This window comes from uncultured Flavonifractor sp. (genome assembly GCF_944383115.1).
GTDB lineage: Bacteria > Bacillota > Clostridia > Oscillospirales > Oscillospiraceae > Flavonifractor.
The window spans coordinates 1-18820 of record NZ_CALWOJ010000158.1 but is presented as its reverse complement, the minus strand read 5'-3'; the positions used below and the strand labels follow the sequence as shown (position 1 = coordinate 18820).

Here is an 18820-nt window from a genome sequence, read left to right as displayed (position 1 = left end):
TAACTTCATTCTACCAGGGTTCTGTATGAACTTCTTTTTATTTTCCTAAAGTGTTGCACTTGATAGTATAATTCACCGAGCGACAAAACCATCGTCTCCGCGTTGGAACTCTCCGGCAGCTATAAGACGACTTACTACCTGGGCGATGCATTTGATCCCACCGGCATGACCTTCACCGCTAAATGGAGCGACGGCACGGAGGAGACCCTTTCCGCCGACCAGGTGACCATCACCGGCTACGACCCCAATACCCGCGGTGTACAGACCCTGACCGCCACCTATCAGGCGGCCAAGGTGGAATTCGAAATCACCGTCCTCAAGCCTGCGATCCCGGAAGCTCCCAACACCATCACGGTATACTTCAAGCTTATGGGCGATGACAACCACAACTGGGCGGATGATTACATCCCCGAGGAGGAAGAGACCCACACCTTGCAGTACGGCGGCTTGAAAACATGGATCAGCAACGCAGCCTACACAATCGATCAAAACGCGACTGTCGCAGATCTGTTGAACCTCGTTGCTGAAAAGCACGGCGTTGTCTTTGGCAATCCCACCGGAAACTATGTTGAGAGCATCACCTACAAAGGCATCACCCTTGGCGAGTTTGATAACGGGAAGCTGTCCGGCTGGATGTATACGCTGAACGAAAGCCATCCGATATACGGCATCAGCGAGCAATTCCTTGAAGATGGCGACCGCATTGTCTGGCACTACACGGATGACTACACCAGGGAGAAAGGCTCCGAAAATTGGGGCACTGGAGGTACTACCGGCGGCGTGACCAGCCGCACGGAGGGAACCTCCCCTGTTCTGGAGCCGGAAGTCAGCGTGGACAAGAACGGGCACGCCACAGTGGTCGTCCCCAGGAAGGATCTGTCGAAGGCCATTGAGAGCGCCAGCGAGAACGGAACTCAGAGCATCGTCATCGCCCCGCAGGTGAGTGGTAACGCCACCAGCCTAACTGTCACCATCCCCAAGAGCAGCGTGACCGATATTCTGGATGAGACGAAGGCCGCTCTGTCCATCGAGTGTGATTTGGGCGAAATTGAACTGCCCCAGGACGCCCTGGCCGCCATCGTGAAGGCTGCCGGCAGCAGCGATATCACCGTTACCATCGCCGCCGGCGACAGCGAGGATGCCGCCAAGCTGTTGGGGAGTCATGAGGACGTCACGGAGGAGAGAATGAAGGACGCCTCTGCCACCGTCATCACCATCACCTCCGACCAGAAGTACATCACCGCCTTCGACGGCAGGCAAATTGCCCTCACTCTGCCGGTGGGCGGCGAGGCTATCGAGGAAGGCAAGAGCTATGTGGTCTACCAAATCAGCGATGACGGGACCGTGGAGCGGCTTGCTGGCGAGTGCATCAAGCAGGGCAAGAAATTCTTCGTGAAGGTTACCACCACTCACCTGAACACCTTTGTGGTTTTGCCTGTGAAGACGGTGGAGCTGCCTTTCACCGACGTGCAGGAGACCGATTGGTTCTACAATGCGGTGTCTTGCGCCTACGTCAACGGACTCTTCAACGGTACCAGCAACACGACCTTCTCCCCCAATGATACCATGACCCGCGCCATGCTGGCCACAGTGCTGTATCGCACGGCGGGCTCGCCTGCCATAGATGGTGAAGGCGTAGCCTTCACCGATGTGCCGCTGGATACCTGGTATACTGACGCTGTAGCCTGGGCCAACGGGAACGGCATCGTCACCGGTTACGGAAATGGCCTGTTCGGCGGCGGTGACAGTATCACCAGGGAGCAGCTGGTCGTTATGCTTTACCGTTACGCCAAGCTTATGAAGCACGATACAGCCGCAGCTGGTGATCTCTCGGCATTCACTGACGCCGGGAACGCCAGCGACTGGGCAGTTGAGGCTCTGCGCTGGGCATACGCGGAGGGGCTGATCACCGGGCGTACCGCAACCACTATTGTGCCGCAAGGCACCGCAACTCGGGCTGAAGTGGCCATGATTCTGATGCGTTTTGGCGAGGAACTGGCAAAGTAACTGCCTCCTCGTTGAAACATACTTCCCTCTCAAGGATCTCCGGGATCCACAGCATCCCCAGCTGTGGATCCCGGAAGTCCGATCCTGAGGAAACAGCAAGTTTGACCCAAAGAACCAGCCCGGCAAAAGTCGGCAGTTGAAGACAAGGGCTGCCATAGGTATCCTTGCCTTCGGATTCCCTTGACAACGTCATAAAAAGCGGATAGAATATTTTCGCGAGCAGGTCATATGCTTGACATATGCCAACTGACAAGCCGGTGAGAATCCGGCGCAGTCTTACCTCTACTGTATTTGGCTCCGGCCATAAGCCAGGATTGTCAGCCTGCTCGGTGGTAATTGATCAAGGTGGTATCCATTGCCGATTTTTGCAGCCATGTCCATGTTTGGAGATGGCTTGGGTTTTTGTACATTTTTAATGTGCAAATGCTCTACTTGCAGGGATCGGCAATGGATATCTGCTTTTTACCGGCAGACACCATTGTCTGCCGGTTTTTTGTTTTCGGAGCCGGCAGCAGATCCCGAAACTGGAAGGGGGTGAAGACCGTCAGCAAGCGAAGGCAGGCTCGCCCAGCCAGACTTACGCCGCAAGAGGCAGAACAATATCGCAATTTGATACAGAAATGGGCACAGCAAGCTCCACCAGAGTACGCAGACAACGGCGAAAAGCACCCTTATACATCTCTTGCGCTGTCCAGTGGGCTTGGCAGGGCGGTCTATGCCAGCTATTCCGACGAGGATTTGCTGGCTGTTCTGCACGATGCGGCGTCACGCCTGGGACGTGCGCCCACACAGGATGAGGTCTTTTCTCTGTATCGCATCTACCTGAAAGCGCGGTTTGGTACCTGGCCGGGCGCACTGCGGGCAGCCGGGATGCGGCGATTACCAACACCGGATTTGGATATGCCGGATTGGGCACAGATGCTGGCGGAGGAGCCGGGGATCTGCAGTGCTTTGGAGGATGTGACCCGTCGCAGAAGCCGCCTTGGATACCCGCCGCGCAAGCGTGATGCACCGCAGGCGAAGATCCTCTGTGAGCGATTCCGTTCGTGGGAGAACGTGATTGCTGCCGCAGAGCATTTTGAGAAATGGCAGGAGGCGAAGAAGGATAACTGACAAGTAAATAGGGCATTTGTTGTGGCCCTGTCTCGGCGGAAGCAGAGAGAGGGATGAACAAGGGAATCGGGTGCAAGTCCCGAACGGTAACCGCCGCTGTAAGCGCCGAGACACCGGATCGTTGACGAAAGTCAGTCACTGGGGAGACCTGGGAAGGCAGATCCGGCGTTGTGGGGAATTTCCCCGGAAGCGCAAGTCAGAAGACCTACAAGGAATGCAAAGGGTCGTCGAAAAACGACCCGACCATGGGAACACGGCTGTGGCGATCATTGGGATCTGTCACGGCATTTTTTATGCCCTGACAGAGCGACAGTCGAAAGGAGACGCGAAGAAAGAAATGGAGAAACGAGTGTTGAGTCTACTGCTGGTGCTGGTCATGCTGCTGGGTATGCTTCCCGGCGGTGTACTGGCGGCGGATGAGACCGACGAGTTCTGGTTGGAAACTGCAGAGACTGAGGCAGTCAGCAACGCAGCAGGAACAACGAACGGTGTCGCGCCTTTGTCAGCCGATTTGCCGAAAATCTCCCTGACGCAAAATGGAGAGATTCTGGAACTTACCGATGCGGGCACCACTGTGCAAGTGGGGTATGCTCAAGCAGCTGTCTACACCTGCAATGTCGGTGCTGCCCAGGAGATTTATGCCGATGTGGACAACTGGTATGCATGCGACTACTTCACAGTCGGTGGTTCTTTCAGCTGGGATACCATTACGAATCCGATCCAGGTAAATGCGGCGGAAAATACCTATCTGGTGTTTTCTTCAATGTCGATGGACTTTACTGCCGTACAATTCCTTACCGTAACGCTGGAACCCTCTGCGGCACCTACCATTACTGAGAATTTGGGGACCGACACGGTCAGCTATGGTTACGGTGACACAACTGCTCCGTTGCAGGTCACGGCCAACGGCAACGGTACACTGAGCTACCAGTGGCAGGTCAGCACGACCGCTGCCCAAGAGGACTTTGCGGATATCGACGGCGCCACGGCGAACAGCTATACGCCGCCCACTGATACAGTGGGAGAGTTCTGGTATCGCGTGGTGGTGAGCAATACCGAGGAAGGAAAGGCACCGGCCAGCGTTACCAGTGCCGTGACGCCGGTGAAGATTACCGCACCAGAGGGAAAATCCCATGCCAAGATTACCACCTCTGTGCGCAGCACTTCCAAGCCCCTGACCTTTACCATGACGGACAGTGAATCTGCCCCTGTGGAGCTGGCTGCGGATTACAGCAGCGGCTATGCGGTCTACGACCTGTGGCTGACGCCGGATACTTACCACTATTCCGCCGCCGATGGTGAGTATACCCTGGGCAGCGGTGACCTGACGGTGTCCGGGGACAGCTCACTTCAGGAGTATGAGTTTTACCTGACCTATGTCTATGCCAGCAACAATTCCGGCTGGACGGCGGAAGACTTTACCACCAAGGTGAAGGACAGCAAGGACCAAGTCATGCAGCCGGGCGAACCCTACAAGTTTGCCAGTTATGTGGCATATCCCTACTTTATGGCACCGGGAAGCTATACCTTCTCCATTCAGCCCGGCGAAAGCAAGGCAGCTGAGGGCTATCAGGCCACCTCACCGCAGAGCAAGACGCTGAGTGCCACCAAGACAAATGCTACTTGGAGCGCCAAGATGGCCCAGCAGGTGGGAACCACCTTTACGGTTCCTGACGGCGCAACCGTTACGGTCACTACGGCACCTGCGCATCCCTACGGCACCGGTACTGCCGTCCAGCCCTCTTCGTCTAATACGGATGCGGGGGAGACCGACGGTTATATCTTCCCTTTGACGGCCGGTAGCAAGTATATCTACCGGGTGAGTAAGGAAGGACTTGTGACCTACACTTCGCTGATCACAGCCGGCTCCGATGCCAAGGACTACACCGTTACAGCGGATATGATGTCCCCGGGCGGTGCCACACCGGGCACCATTGACCGCACTCTGGGAAGCAACCATCTGGACACGGCGGATCTCCGCCTCAACGGTGTGGATCACACCGGTAGCCTTGCCCTGAGTGTGGGGGATACTGCTCAGCTGACGCCCATCCGGATGTGGCGGACGGCCAATGGCGCAGTGGGTACCAAGGACGCCTTTGCCTTTGAACCGGATTATCACTATGCTGTGGTGGCTCCCGACGGCACCCCCAGCGATGTTGTCACCGTCAGCGCCGACGGCAAAATTACAGCCGCCCAAGAAGGCACAGCTATCGTCCTGGTGACCTACGACGCCATGTATGTGGGCGCCAGCGGTTATGCCAATGTCCAGAATCAGTTGTACAGCGCCATTTGGCCGGAGAATACCGGCGTGGTTGTGGTGGAGGTTGGCAGCGGCGTTGACGCAGGCCCTGACGCTAATCTGACCATCAACGCGGACAACAACAATAACAGGACCTATAAGACCGCCGGAACCGATCTGGACGGGGAGTTGGACGTACTCTACTACACCGGAGCGGATGGGTATTCCTATACCTTTACGCCGGAGAGCGGCAGCACAGTCACCCTGCTGCGCCCCACCCTGAGCGAGGCTGCCATGACCTACTCCGGTGGATTCTCGACGGACGGCGTGACGGCGAACGAGGACGGCACCGTGACCCTGACCTTCACCGAGGGCAAAAACATCGTCAAGGTCACTAAGAACGGTCAGGACACCTATCAGGTGGTCACTGCCAAACAGGCGGAGTTCACCATCAACAATCTGACCAATCCCGGCATGCCTATCCAGCCCGGGGATCAGGTGGAAGTGGTTCTGGACCAGGTATACAACCCGGTGAACCAGATGGCCTATCTCTACAATTTCTACTGCCAGATTTCCTATACGGATCCCGGCACCGACAAGACCGTCTCCAGCAGCAAGCTGTCCAGCACAAACAGACCTCTCTTTGACAGTACCGCCTCCGCCCGGACGGTGACCGTCACCATTCCGGAGAATTGGAACCCAGAGATGCCGTATACCCTGACGGACGGTGTGTTCACGCTCTCTGGAAACGGGAAAGACATCGGTCATCACCATAAAGAAACGTTGTCTTCGCTGAACTCTACCATGAGTTCCTCTACCAAGGGCACCCTGGGCGCGCTCCCCGACATCACCATCCCGGTACAGGCCACGAAAACCTATCAGGTTACCTTTGACGTAAAGGATGGAGATACTCCTCTGAGCGACTACCTGGCCATTCTGCGCCATTCCGATGGTACGACGATCCAGGTCCAGGGGAGTACAGGAAGCGCGTCGGTGACCTATGGCGAATACCAGTACATCATCTTCACCGAAGGGTATCAGGCAATCCGCGGCACACTGAAGATTGATCAAACCTCGCAGGAGAGCCAGACCGTTACCTGTGCTGCCATCAAAGCAGCGGAAAATGCCTGGGATGGTTTAACGACGACGGAGCCGCAGAAAGACGAGAGCGGCGTATACCAGATCGGCACCGGTGCGGAACTAGCCTGGCTGTCCGATTATGTCAATCAAGGAAAGGCAACAGCGGAGAACCCGGTTCATGCGGTTCTCACCGCCGACATCGATCTGGCGGGCTATGATTGGACGCCCATCGGCGGCGGTACCGCCGGTAAGATCTTCCGCGGTACCTTCGACGGTCAGGGCCATGAGGTCCGCAACCTGTATATCGATCTGACGGACACCAGCAATGTGGGCCTGTTTGGCAACATCTCCGGCTACAATGTGGCGGGTGGCAGTGCCGTCCGCAACCTGACTGTAGCAAGCGGATCTGTAAAGGTAACCACGGAGAGACAAATCATCACCTATTTCGGAGGAATCGCCGGACAGGTGGCCACCAATGTCACAATCGAAAATTGCATCAACAAGGCGGATGTAACGGTTTCGGCCTCCGGCGTATACGCCCTCAACGTCGGCGGCATTGTCGGTTACACCAGCGATGAGATCACCATCAAGAACTGCGGCAACTTCGGAACCATTACCACCACGGATACCACCCAAAACTACGGCGGCCCCGTGGGCGGCATTGTGGGCGGCGTCAACCGCACGACAACGGTCAACTCCAGCTTTAACCGCGGCAGAATTGTCAGTACCGGTGAGGCCGGCGGCATTGCGGGCAATGTGTCAAGCAGTGCCACAGGGAATACGTTTACCGATGTCTACAACACCGGTGCGGTCACTGGTGGGAAGAACGTAGGCGGCCTGGTGGGGGCCCTGGGGAGAGCAACTCTTTCCAACGGTTATTCCTCTGCCATTCCTGGCCTGGCGGACGGCGCGGACGGGAACCTGGGTGGCGCCATCGGCAGTCTCAGCAGCGCCGAATTGGCGAATATCTATTACTATTCCGGCACCCAGGGTACCGCCGCGGGTATTGGATCAGGTATACCCGCATCCGGCGGCGCTGCGGGCAAAACGCTGGACCAACTGCAGGCTCTGACTTCTACGGAATTGAGTGGCAGCTTTACTTCCGACGCGGCCAGTGAGAACCAGGGCTATCCCATCCTCCTGTGGGAGGCTGATGTTACCTCGCTTGCCATTGAAAAAAGGCCGAATAAAACGTCCTACACCGAGGGAGACGCCATTGACCTGACCGGTATGGTGGTAAAAAGCACCGTCAATGGCGTTTCTGTGACCTTAAACAATGCGCTTTTGACGGTCACACCTTCCACCCTGACGACAACCGGCACTGTGACCATTACGGTTTCCTACGCCGGACACAGCGATACCTTTACAGTTCAGGTCAAGAAATTTGTGCCGCCCGAACCGGAAGACATTCAAATTGAAACAACGCTTGTGGATGGGATTACCCAAAAGAATTCCCGGCGGACCTTTGACGTATTTGCCGCGGATGCCAGCGGCAAAAAGATCAATGTCAAGAACCTGACCGTAAAGCTCAATGATTCTGAGGTGAAGCACAACTGGGACGATGACGAAAAGACCAGCTACACGCTGATATTTACGCAGGAGGGCGCAAATACAGTAACTATTTCCGCAATGGGCAAAACGGTAAGCTACACCATTTTCTACGAGAAAGCAGAGCCGGGTGAGGTAGTGGGCCAGGCCGTATTTGCAATGGAAGCCTTCACTTTGGGTGGCGGCTATATCATCGAGCCGCAGTATGTGGACATCATCGAGGGCGAAAACAGTGCCGAGCTGCTGCTGCGGGTTCTGGATGAGAACGGGTTTACCTATGATTACACAGGCTCACCGGAAAGTAACTTCTATTTGTCCAGCATTGAGGGCAGCGCCCTGTCCAAAATCGACGCAGATGGCAATACCATTCCGGAGGTACTCCGCAGCAAATTAGGAAGCGTGATGTCCAGAGACCCCAACGTACTGGGCGAATTCGACTACACCAGCGGCTCCGGCTGGATGTACTGCGTCAACTGCGTGTTCCCCAATGTGGGCTTTGCGGACTATTATATGGGCGACGGCGATGTGATGCGCGTCCAGTTTACGTTGACCTTGGGCGCGGATATCGGCGGCGGGCATTCGCTTGGCGGTGGAGGCGGCGCTTATTACACCATCGCTGATAAGGACGAACTGACTACGCTGATCGCAGATGTTGGATTGGATAAGGTTCCGGAAGCGGTTCGCCGTGTAGTAGAAAAGCTGGACGCTACGCAGTCTGAGGTCAACAAAGCGGTAGAGACCCTGCAGAATCTTGAGGGCACGGAAAATGACGGCACGGGTACCTCTGACAAAGTTACCAGTGAAGTAGCACCAGAGGTCGTCGTGGACAAAAATGGTGTGGCCAGTGTCACCGTCAGCGAGACCGAGATGAAGGACGCCATTGCCACAGCCAAGAGCGAAGGCAGCGACGCCATTGTCATCGCGCCCCAGATCACTGGCGAGGCTACGAAGGTAACGACAGAAGTGCCTACCCAGTCGCTGAAAGATGTTGTCAAGAACACCGACGCGGCCCTGGAAGTGCAGACGGATGTGGGCAGCGTGTCTATTCCCAACGACGCTCTGGACGCCATTGCCCAGCAAGCCGGCGGAAATACCGTGGCCATCACAGTGGAAGCCAAGGACGTGGCAGACCTCAAGGAGCAGGTGAGCGCGTCCCAGCTGGAAGGCGCGACAGTGGTAGAGGTGACTGTAACTTCTGGTAAGACGGAAATTACCACCTTTGGTGGAAAGCCCCTGACCATCACTATCCCGGTGAACAGCGCACAATTTACTGCTGGTGAGATATACAAGGTCCTGGTAATTAGCGCTGACGGCTCCCGGGAAACGGTTTTCGGTGCCTGCGCCAAACAGAACGAAAAGCTGAGCGTACAGGTGAAGATTGCCCACCTGGGCACCTTTGTGGTAACCACCCAAAAGGCCATGCCGTTCACCGATGTGTCCGGCCACTGGGCGGCGGAAGCTATTGCCTGGGCCTATGAAAACGGCCTGATGAACGGTACCGGCGAAACCACCTTTGCGCCCAACGCTACGTTGAACCGGGCCATGCTGGCCACCATTCTCTACCGTCTGGCAGGCGAGCCTGCTGTCGAAGGTGAAGGGGTTCCCTTTAACGACGTGGCTCTGGATGCCTGGTACACAGATGCCGTGATCTGGGCCAATGAAAATGGTATCGTCACCGGTTACGGAAACGGCCTGTTCGGCAGTAACGACAGTATCACTCGCGAACAGCTGGCTGTCATGCTCTACCGGTATGCGAAGTTCATGAAGTATGATACCGCTGAGTCCGGTGATCTCTCGGCGTTCGCGGATGCCGGAGACACCAGTGGCTGGGCAGCTGAAGCTCTGAGCTGGGCATATGCGGAAGGCATTATCACTGGTCGTACCACAACCACGATTGCTCCGCAGGGCACTGCTACCCGTGCGGAGGTGGCAACCATTCTTATGCGCTTTGCCAATTTGGAAAAGTAATTCAACTCCCCGGAGCTGGTGCCCGCTCCGGGGAGTCCTAAAAGAAGGGAGAACATATGCAAACGATCTGCAAACGAGGGATGGGGTTGTTTCTGGCCTTGATTCTTGCCCTCAGCATGATATTTCCTGTCGCGGCGGCGGACGCCAGCCTGGATGACGCCGTCAATGGTTCGGCTGCCTATATGCTGAAAACCGTTGCAAATCCTCAGGTAGGCTCTATTGGCGGCGAGTGGGCGGTGATCGGTCTGGCAAGAAGCGGCTATGATGTGCCTCAGTCCTATTGGGACAACTACTATACAACTGTGGAGGAGTATGTAAAAGCCTGCGATGGAAATCTCCATGATAAGAAGTACACGGAGTATTCCAGACTGATTGTGGCTCTGACAGCCATCGGCGCCGATCCCACCGATGTGGCAGATTACAATCTGCTGACAGCCCTGGGCGACTACGACAAGACCATCTGGCAGGGCCTCAACGGCCCGATCTGGGCGCTGATTGCCCTGGATAGCGGCAATTATAAGATGCCGGTCAATCCCAATGCGAAAACCCAGGCCACCCGCCAGATGTACATCGACCGGATTCTGGAGTGTCAGCTTCCTGATGGCGGCTGGAGCCTGTTCGGCGGCACTGAAGCAGCTACAGCCGGCTATGATACCTCTGATCCCGACATCACCGGTATGGCGCTCCAGGCCCTGGCTAAATACCAGGATCAGCCAGCTGTGGCAGAGGCCACAAAAGAGGCTCTAATATGTATGTCGGAGATGCAGGGGAGCGACGGCGGCTTCTCCAGCTGGGGTACGGCAAATTTAGAAAGCTGCGTGCAGATGATTGTGGCCTTGTGCGAGTTGGGAATTCCGCTGACTGATTCCCGCTTTGTCAAGGACGGACATACTATGCTGGACAACCTTCTGACATTCCGCCAGAGCGACGGCAGCTTTCTTCACACTGCAGACGGTTCCGGCTCCAACCAGATGGCCAGCGAGCAAGGTTTTTACGGCCTGGTGGCGGCCCAGCGGGCTGCGGAGGGCAAGAGCAGTCTCTACCGCATGGACGATGTGACCATCCGCGTGACCGGAAGTACCGGTACCGCGACAGTGGGCCTTCCCGGCAAAGATGCTGCCGTAAAGAAGCAACCTATCACAGCTCCTGGTACGACTTTTGACGATATTTCTGCGCATAGAAACCAGCCTGCCATAGAGGCGCTGGCGGCCCGAGGCATTTTCAATGGCAAGGGCGACGGCCTGTTCCATCCCGGCGACACTATGACCCGTGCGGAGTTTGCCGCTACTGTGGTTCGTGCCTTGGGTCTGGCGCCGAAAGCTGTCACCCAGTTTTCCGATGTGGATTCTTCTGCCTGGTATGCCGGTTATGTAGGCACAGCATACACTTACGGCATTGTCACCGGTAAGAGTGAGACGGCCTTTGACCCAAGCGGAACCATTTCCAGGCAGGAGGCTGCTGTCATGGTGGCCCGGGCCGCCAAACTCTGCGGTATGGATACGTCCCTGAATGCCGGCACCATCCGTGATATTTTGGCGCAGTTCACCGACTATGTAAAAACGTCGGAATGGGCGAGAGAAGGGCTGGCTTTCTGTTATCAGGAGGGCATACTCGACAGTGCTGTCCTGGAGATCCAAGGCAGCATTGCCATCGCACGCTGTGAGATCGCTCAGATGATCTTTAATCTGCTGGGCAGTGCGGAACTGCTGTAACCAGATTGGAGTATGTCGATGTGGTGGAAAAAACATAAATGGAAAGTTATTGTCCCGGCCCTGGTTCTGGCTGTCCTTGCAGGCACCTTCTGGTACGGCGGCGGTGCACCGGGCCTTCAGGGCTGGACGGTTGAAAAGGATACCGTATCCCCAATTGTCCAGACAGATTCTGAGCCGAGTCCTGGAATAACGCTGGAATCCCCTGCAAATGATGATCCGAGTCATACCCCAAGTACCTCTCCGACTAATGACCCAAATGCCTCTCCGGACTCTACCGCGCCAGGCACGCCGGACAATAACAAAGACGATGGGAGTGCAGACAAACCTGAGGAAACGCCGGGGGAAAGCCTGGGGAGCCGCCCCGGAGGTGTTGAGGGCGGTCTCAGTGCCCAGGAAAAGGAAGCACTGGCGGAATCCCTGGCAGGAGCGGGTTCCAGCCGTCCGGCTGGCGATAAGGAATATTCTGAATCTCAGGGCATGGTCATTGATCCAGCCACTGGAAAGGACCAATATCTTACCGATCCGGTGCCGGAGGGTAAGCCTTTGCCGGTGGAGCCACAGGATGTGACCATCTCCGATGTGGCCTACACCTGTACCATCTCCATCTCCTGCGCCACGATTCTCGACCATATGGACTGGCTGGACCCGGAAAAGGTGGAACTGGTGCCGGAGGACGGTTGGATACTGGAGCCGATACAAGTCACCTTCTATGAAGGCGAGAGCGTGTTCAACGTCCTCCAGCGGACCTGCAAGCAGCAGGGCATCCACATGGAGTTTGAGAACACGCCTATGTACAACTCCGCCTATATCGAGGGCATCCACAACCTCTATGAATTCGACTGCGGTGAGTTGTCGGGCTGGATGTATAAGGTCAATGAGTGGTTTCCAAACTATGGATGCTCCCGTTATCAACTTCAGGACGGCGATGTAATCTGCTGGGAATACACCTGTGACCTGGGCATTGATGTGGGTGGATACCGGGCGACCGGCGGCTGAACACAGGCCGGATGGGGCGTGAAAGCGCCCCATCCGGAACCGTTCTCCTTTTTCGGCGGTGTCCGCCTTATGGCGGAGACTGCCGAAAGATGAGAACAAAAGGGAGGAATGTCTTATCCGAAGCCGAGATACTTTTTCCAGCTACCATCCTGTCATCAATTTTCTCTACTTTGGATTGGTGCTGGTGTTCTCCATGTTTTTCATGCACCCGGCTAGTTTGAGCATTTCGTTGCTGTGTGCCATGATTTACAGCATCTATTTGAACGGGAGAAGGGCGGTTCGTTTTCAGCTTTTCTGTCTTCTGCCCATGATGCTGTTGGCAGCCGTGGTCAACCCGGCCTTCAACCACGAGGGAGCCACGCTGCTGATGTATCTTCCATCCGGAAACCCCCTGACCCTGGAGAGCATTCTCTACGGCTTGGCGGCCGCAGCCATGCTGGCGGCGGTGATCCTGTGGTTTTCCTGCTACACGGCGGTGATGACCTCGGACAAATTTGTCTATCTCTTTGGTCGGGTCATTCCGGCCCTCAGTCTGGTACTTTCCATGACGTTGCGCTTTGTGCCCAAGTTCAAGATCCAGCTCCACACGGTTTCAGAAGCCCAGCGATGTGTGGGGCGGGACGTGTCTAACGGTTCGCTGATCCAACGGCTCCGCAATGCCGTCACGATTCTCTCCATTATGCTGACTTGGGCGCTGGAAAATGCCATTGAGACTGCTGACAGCATGAAAAGCCGCGGCTATGGCCTCCCGGGGCGTACGGCCTTCTCCATCTACCGCTTTGATGACCGGGATCGGGCTGTCCTTGGCTGGCTTGCCTTCTGTGGTTTTTATATTCTGAGCGGCTGGCTGGCCGGAGGGCTCTATTGGCGATACTATCCCACGGTCAAAAGTACAACGATATCCCCATTGACCATCAGTTTTCAGCTGGTTTACCTGGCTCTTTGCCTGACGCCGGTGCTGCTGAATCTCCGGGAGGATCGCTTTTGGAAGCGTCAGAATAAGAAAGGAGAAGGCCCGTGCTGCAAAGCCTGAACTTTCCCCTGTGCGAAGAATTTGTCGCCCAGCACGGCGGATGGCACATCCTCAGCCGGGAGCTGGACGATCTAGGTCTGGACGGCGTGGAGGGCATCTGGGGTGGAGAACCGATTCCCGCAGATCTGCCGCCCGGACTTCTTACCGGGTATCATTTGACCTTCTATCCTGACTGGCTGGATTTCTACCGCGATGACCGTAAAGCTTTATGCCGGAAATTCGGAAGTTTAGAAGCTGCCCGGGCCTTCTACGGCGGCGGACCGGAGATTTTACTGGAGCAGTATCGGGACGATCTGGAGCGCGCCAGAAACCTGTGCGCTCGTTACGTTGTATTCCATGTCTCCGACGTCTCTGTGGAGGAGAGTTATACCTATCGATGGCTCCACAGCGACGAGGAGGTTGTCGATGCTGCGGCGGAGGTCATACGGGATCTGCTTTCCGGTATCCCGGCGGAGTTTGATTTCTTGATGGAAAATCAGTGGTGGCCCGGTTTTACCTTCACGAAGCCTTCCATTACAGAGAGGCTTCTTGACGCAATCCCCTATGCCCGCAAGGGAATTTTGCTGGACACCGGGCATCTGATGAACTGTGAATCCACCCTTTCCTCCCAGAAGGAGGGTGCCGCCTATCTGGATGCCATGCTTTCCCGCCATGGCGATCTGTGCCGGTATATTCAAGGCGTGCATCTGCATCAAAGCCTCAGCGGAAACTATGTCCGCAATTCCATTGGAGCTATGCCCGAGGACCTGCCAACAGAGGACCATGTCCAGCGATTTTCCTACAACTATGCGCACATCCAGCGAATTGACCGGCATGAGCCGTGGACAGATCCGGCCATCATTCCAGTTCTGGAGCGAATTGCGCCGTGCTATCTGACCCACGAACTGGCCGGAAAGACCGAGGTGGATCGCATGAGTGCGCTGAGCCGTCAAGTACGAACCCTTCAGCAAGGAGGACTGTCGCGTGAGTCAATCACCGCTTCTTCAGATTGATCATCTGACCTTTTATTATCCTGAGCAGGAGCAGCCGACTTTGTTGGACATCTCCCTGGCCGTAGAGCAGGGGGCTTTTCTGGTTTTGTGTGGCCCATCAGGTTGTGGCAAGAGTACCCTTTTGCGGCAGCTCAAGCCGGTATTGGCTCCCCATGGCCGTTGCAGCGGAGAGATTTCCTTTGATGGAATGCTCCTAGAGGCATTAGGCCAGCGGGAGCAGAGCCAGCGCATCGGCTTTGTTCAGCAAAGCCCGGAAAATCAGATCGTTACGGACAAGGTGTGGCACGAACTGGCCTTTGGACTGGAAAGCCTTGGCTATGATACGCCCACCATTCGTCGCCGGGTAGCGGAGATGGCATCCTTTTTCGGAATTGAGACCTGGTTCTATAAAAATGTTACTGAACTCTCCGGCGGTCAGAAACAACTTCTGAATCTGGCTTCGGTCATGGCGATGCAGCCCTCAATGCTGATCCTTGATGAACCCACCTCCCAGCTGGACCCCATTGCGGCCTCAGACTTTCTGGCTACCCTTGGAAGGATTAACAGGGAGCTTGGTACCACCATTCTTCTGACCGAACACCGGCTTGAGGATGCCTTCCCCTTGGCCACAGATGTGGCGGTTATGGATCATGGGCGGCTTCTCTGTACCGGCACGCCTGCACAGGTCGGCAAAGAGCTGCGCCGGGAGGGACACGCCATGTTCCTGGCCATGCCAACCGCCATGCGGGTCTGGGCTTCGGTGAAGAGCGATGACGATTGTCCTGTTACGGTGCGGGAGGGGCGGGATTGGTTGAACATCTGGGCCTCTCAGCACCAGCTGAACGCCTTGCCGCCGGAAGCGGCACACTCAAAATCGGAGGAACTGGCGATCGAGGCAAAAGAGCTGTGGTTCAAATACGAAAAGGATGCGCCTGATGTGGTGCGTGGGCTGACGCTAACGGTGAAAAAAGGGGAGTTTTTGGCGCTGCTGGGCGGCAACGGCACGGGCAAAACAACCTCTCTCAAACTGCTGGCTGGGCTGCTCCAGCCCTATCGTGGACAGGCACAACTGACCGGTGCTGTAGGGGTTCTGCCTCAAAATCCCCAGACACTGTTTGTCAAAAAGACCGTGCGGGAGGACCTCTTTGAGATTTTGAAGGGTAGCAAGCACAGCCGGGAACATCAGCAAGCACAGGTGGCCCATGTGACGGCCTTGTGCCGTCTAACAGAGCTGCTGGATCGCCATCCCTATGACCTCTCCGGCGGAGAACAACAGCGGGCGGCCCTGGCCAAGGTGCTGCTGCTCAGCCCGGACATTCTTCTCATGGACGAGCCAACCAAGGGACTGGACGCAGAGTTCAAAGAGACGTTTGCCGAGATTCTGCGCGCTCTGCTTTTCCGTGGCGTCACCATCCTTATGGTCAGCCATGACATCGAATTTTGTGCCCGGTATACCCATCGGTGCGCCCTGTTTTTCGATGGCAGCATCGTTACGGAGGCGACGCCCCGCGCCTTTTTTTCTGGAAACAGCTTTTACACAACCTCCGCCAACCGGATGGCCCGGGGACTGATACCAGAAGCGGTAACGCCGGAGGATGTCATGGCTGCCTGCGGCGGCCAGGTGCCTCCGGCACCGGTCCTGCCGGAGGATATCCCGCCGCTGCCGGAGCCGGAAGCGAACAGTGCGGCGGCTAAACCGAAAAAGTTGCCCTGGTGGCGGAAACTGCTGGCGGCAGTTTCCGGGTTTACGGTTCTGGTGTTATTCTTAAAAACGCTTGGCATTACTGACCTGACCGCCCTGGTGACCCAGGAGGGGATCACCGCTTTGGCGGGAGACCAGCTGCGGCTCTACGGTGTGATGATCTTCTCCATGTTCGTCTTTGCCTTCTCTATCACCCGGCGTTCCAACCGACCGGATTATATGCTGCAAACGCCGAGAGAAAAGCGGAAGCTGACGAAACGTACACTCGTAGCCACAGTGTTGATTTTGGTTCTGATTCCGCTGACGCTGTTTATTGGTATCTACTACCTGGACGGGAAGAAGTATTATTTTATCGCTCTGCTGATCCTGCTGGAGACCATGCTGCCCTTCTTTCTGGTTTTTGAGGGGCGTAAGCCCCAAGCCCGGGAATTGGTCATTATCGCGGTTTTGTGTGCCATAGCCGTGGCAGGTCGGGCAGCGTTTTTTATGTTGCAGAACTTTAAGCCGGTTATGGCTGTGACCATCATCGCCGGCGTGGCCTTCGGTGGGGAAACCGGATTTTTGGTGGGAGCCATGACCATGCTGACTTCCAATGTGATGTTCTCCCAAGGTCCGTGGACGCCGTGGCAGATGTTTGCCATGGGCATCATCGGCTTTTTGGCCGGTGTCCTGTTTCGCAAAGGTTTACTCCGCCGGGGGCGGCTGTCCCTGTGCATCTTCGGAGCCCTCTGCGCCATCCTCATTTACGGCGGTATTATGAATCCGGCTGCGGCTCTCATGGCTTCCGAGACACTTAACTGGAAAACCCTGATGCTCTACTATATTACTGGCTTTCCTGTGGACTGCGTTCATGCAGCGGCCACCTGGCTGTTCCTCTGGTTCGGTGCAGAGCCTATGCTTGAAAAGCTAGACCGTATAAAGGTTAAGTATGGTTTGATAACGTGATGCCGTACTCATAGCGCAGAGGACATAATGAGCCAGGAAATCAGCCGAGAGCGGCATAATTGCAGACTATATATCTCTGTGAGAAAAATGGGAGAGTGAAATGGAATATTATCCCTTTTAAGCTGTATGTGACAGTTCATTCGCCCCCAAATCGAATACCACTCGTTAAAAAGGCGCAGGCAACCAACTGGTTGTCTGCGCCTCATTTTTTTCTCGACAAGTTATCCGAGTATCCCTCAGAAAATTCTGGAAGATATTGGGGTGAGGTGTCGAGGTATGGATGTGATTTTTACACTGACCTATCCCGGCCCGGAAAAAACATTGAAAACTTAAAAAAATTTTTGCATTTTGGCGGAAAAAGGTATTCCTGCCGCTCTCCTCCCGATTTTCGTTGACCATCCACGAATCAACGAAAATGAAAGGAGGAGCCAATATATTTGACCGCAATAGTGACTATGCTCTGAATAAGAAGGACCCGGACGCCATCGTATGCAAAAGCGCCACCGGAATACATATCCGCCTGACCCGTGCCGACTTCTCCAGTGCGGAGGAGTTTGAAAAATGGAAACGCTGGTCTGATGAAAACTACCACGCGATTGAGAAAGCGGATCACCGGCACAGTAACCGGACAATTTCGCTGGAAGGACTGGCTGAACTATCCTTTGCGGTGCTCTCTGCCGAAACGGAGGTCATGGATCAATACGACCAGGAGGAGCGGGCCCGCCTATGCCGCCTGTTGGCCGAGGGCCTGGATGCCTGCCTGACTGCGCCTCAACGCCGCCGTCTTTGGCTCTACTGTGTGGAGGGCCTGACCATAAAGGAAATTGCGGCGCAAGAGAAGGTCAAACACCAGAATATATCCAAGAGAATATTGGCAGCCAAAAAAATTCTAAAAAAATTTTTGGAAAGGTGGGTGCAGAACGGAACCAAAAACGGCGGTAAGTGAAGGACGAGTTTTATTCCTTCGATCTTTCTGACAACTGAATAGGACGAGCCAGTTACTTGCCGTATTCTGTTGAGCCAAACGCTGGGTGCGCCGGGATCTTCTGCCGGGGAAGGAGGTGACAGCTCCGGCAGAAAGGAGCGATCCACACCAGCAGCGTAACACGGTTTGGCAAAGCCGCAGGCCGTGACACAAATACGGGATCATGCTACTTGCGTCGGCTATGCGTCACAGCGTAGGACGCCCCACCCACGGGAATGGGGGGAGGTTTATTGCCTATGGAGCGGTTGCCACCCGCCACTGGCTTGTCTATCCTTACTTGCACCTATCAATGGACACTCCGAATGATATGGCTTTTTGCGTCTCACCGTGAGACGCAAAAGATGGGAGAAGAATATGAAACCTTCTTGACAAAAAATGATCTATTTCTTGAAAAATGACTAAAAAATGATACAATAATAGTGTGAAATGTACCTTGACAAATAGATAGAGAAAACAAGGATACATACACTGTTCCCATAGCGAATGAGGTGTATGTTATGGAAAATGTAGTGCGAGTCGAT

Annotated in this window: 9 protein-coding genes and 2 riboswitches; all 9 genes read left to right on the top strand. The window is 55.4% G+C overall.

From position 1 onward, the window contains the following. Positions 1 to 102: 102 nt before the first annotated feature. Positions 103 to 2007: an S-layer homology domain-containing protein gene (locus Q0K43_RS11560; protein WP_297290673.1), complete on the top strand. Its 1905-nt coding sequence runs from the start codon at positions 103 to 105 to the stop codon at positions 2005 to 2007. 204 nt (positions 2008 to 2211) lie between these two features. Beyond that, positions 2212 to 2348: riboswitch (cobalamin riboswitch) on the top strand. A gap of 4 nt (positions 2349 to 2352) precedes the next feature. Continuing rightward, positions 2353 to 3120: a homing endonuclease associated repeat-containing protein gene (locus tag Q0K43_RS11555; protein WP_297290676.1), complete on the top strand. Its 768-nt coding sequence runs from the start codon at positions 2353 to 2355 to the stop codon at positions 3118 to 3120. 10 nt (positions 3121 to 3130) lie between these two features. Then, a riboswitch (cobalamin riboswitch) is annotated at positions 3131 to 3348 on the top strand. 109 nt (positions 3349 to 3457) lie between these two features. Then, positions 3458 to 9955 (top strand): S-layer homology domain-containing protein, encoded by a 6498-nt coding sequence (locus tag Q0K43_RS11550; RefSeq protein ID WP_297290672.1) that lies wholly within the window; start codon positions 3458 to 3460, stop codon positions 9953 to 9955. A 56-nt stretch (positions 9956 to 10011) separates the two neighbouring features. Continuing rightward, positions 10012 to 11667 (top strand): S-layer homology domain-containing protein, encoded by a 1656-nt coding sequence (locus Q0K43_RS11545; protein ID WP_297290671.1) that lies wholly within the window; start codon positions 10012 to 10014, stop codon positions 11665 to 11667. Positions 11668 to 12216: 549 nt separating this feature from the next. Continuing rightward, positions 12217 to 12663 carry a DUF4430 domain-containing protein gene (locus tag Q0K43_RS11765; RefSeq protein ID WP_366086404.1) on the top strand — a complete coding sequence of 149 codons (447 nt, stop codon included), beginning with the start codon at positions 12217 to 12219 and terminating at the stop codon, positions 12661 to 12663. A gap of 175 nt (positions 12664 to 12838) precedes the next feature. Beyond that, positions 12839 to 13696: an energy-coupling factor transporter transmembrane component T gene (locus tag Q0K43_RS11535; RefSeq protein WP_366086401.1), complete on the top strand. Its 858-nt coding sequence runs from the start codon at positions 12839 to 12841 to the stop codon at positions 13694 to 13696. Then, complete coding sequence (locus tag Q0K43_RS11530; RefSeq protein ID WP_297290670.1) at positions 13681 to 14688, top strand: TIM barrel protein; 1008 nt, start codon at positions 13681 to 13683, stop codon at positions 14686 to 14688. Before Q0K43_RS11535 ends, Q0K43_RS11530 begins: the two co-directional genes overlap by 16 nt. After that, the gene (locus Q0K43_RS11525; protein WP_297290669.1) at positions 14660 to 17314 is read left to right on the top strand and encodes an ATP-binding cassette domain-containing protein; all 2655 of its coding nucleotides are present in this window, start codon (positions 14660 to 14662) and stop codon (positions 17312 to 17314) included. Before Q0K43_RS11530 ends, Q0K43_RS11525 begins: the two co-directional genes overlap by 29 nt. Positions 17315 to 17729: 415 nt before the next feature. Next, positions 17730 to 18260 carry an RNA polymerase sigma factor gene (locus Q0K43_RS11520; RefSeq protein WP_297290668.1) on the top strand — a complete coding sequence of 177 codons (531 nt, stop codon included), beginning with the start codon at positions 17730 to 17732 and terminating at the stop codon, positions 18258 to 18260. Positions 18261 to 18820: the final 560 nt, after the last annotated feature.

Coding starts and splice junctions, on each gene's coding strand:
- Q0K43_RS11550 (WP_297290672.1), top strand. CDS start 3,458: ATGGAGAAACGAGTGTTGAGTCTACTGCTGGTGCTGGTCATGCTGCTG.
- Q0K43_RS11520 (WP_297290668.1), top strand. CDS start 17,730: ATGAAAGGAGGAGCCAATATATTTGACCGCAATAGTGACTATGCTCTG.
- Q0K43_RS11545 (WP_297290671.1), top strand. CDS start 10,012: ATGCAAACGATCTGCAAACGAGGGATGGGGTTGTTTCTGGCCTTGATT.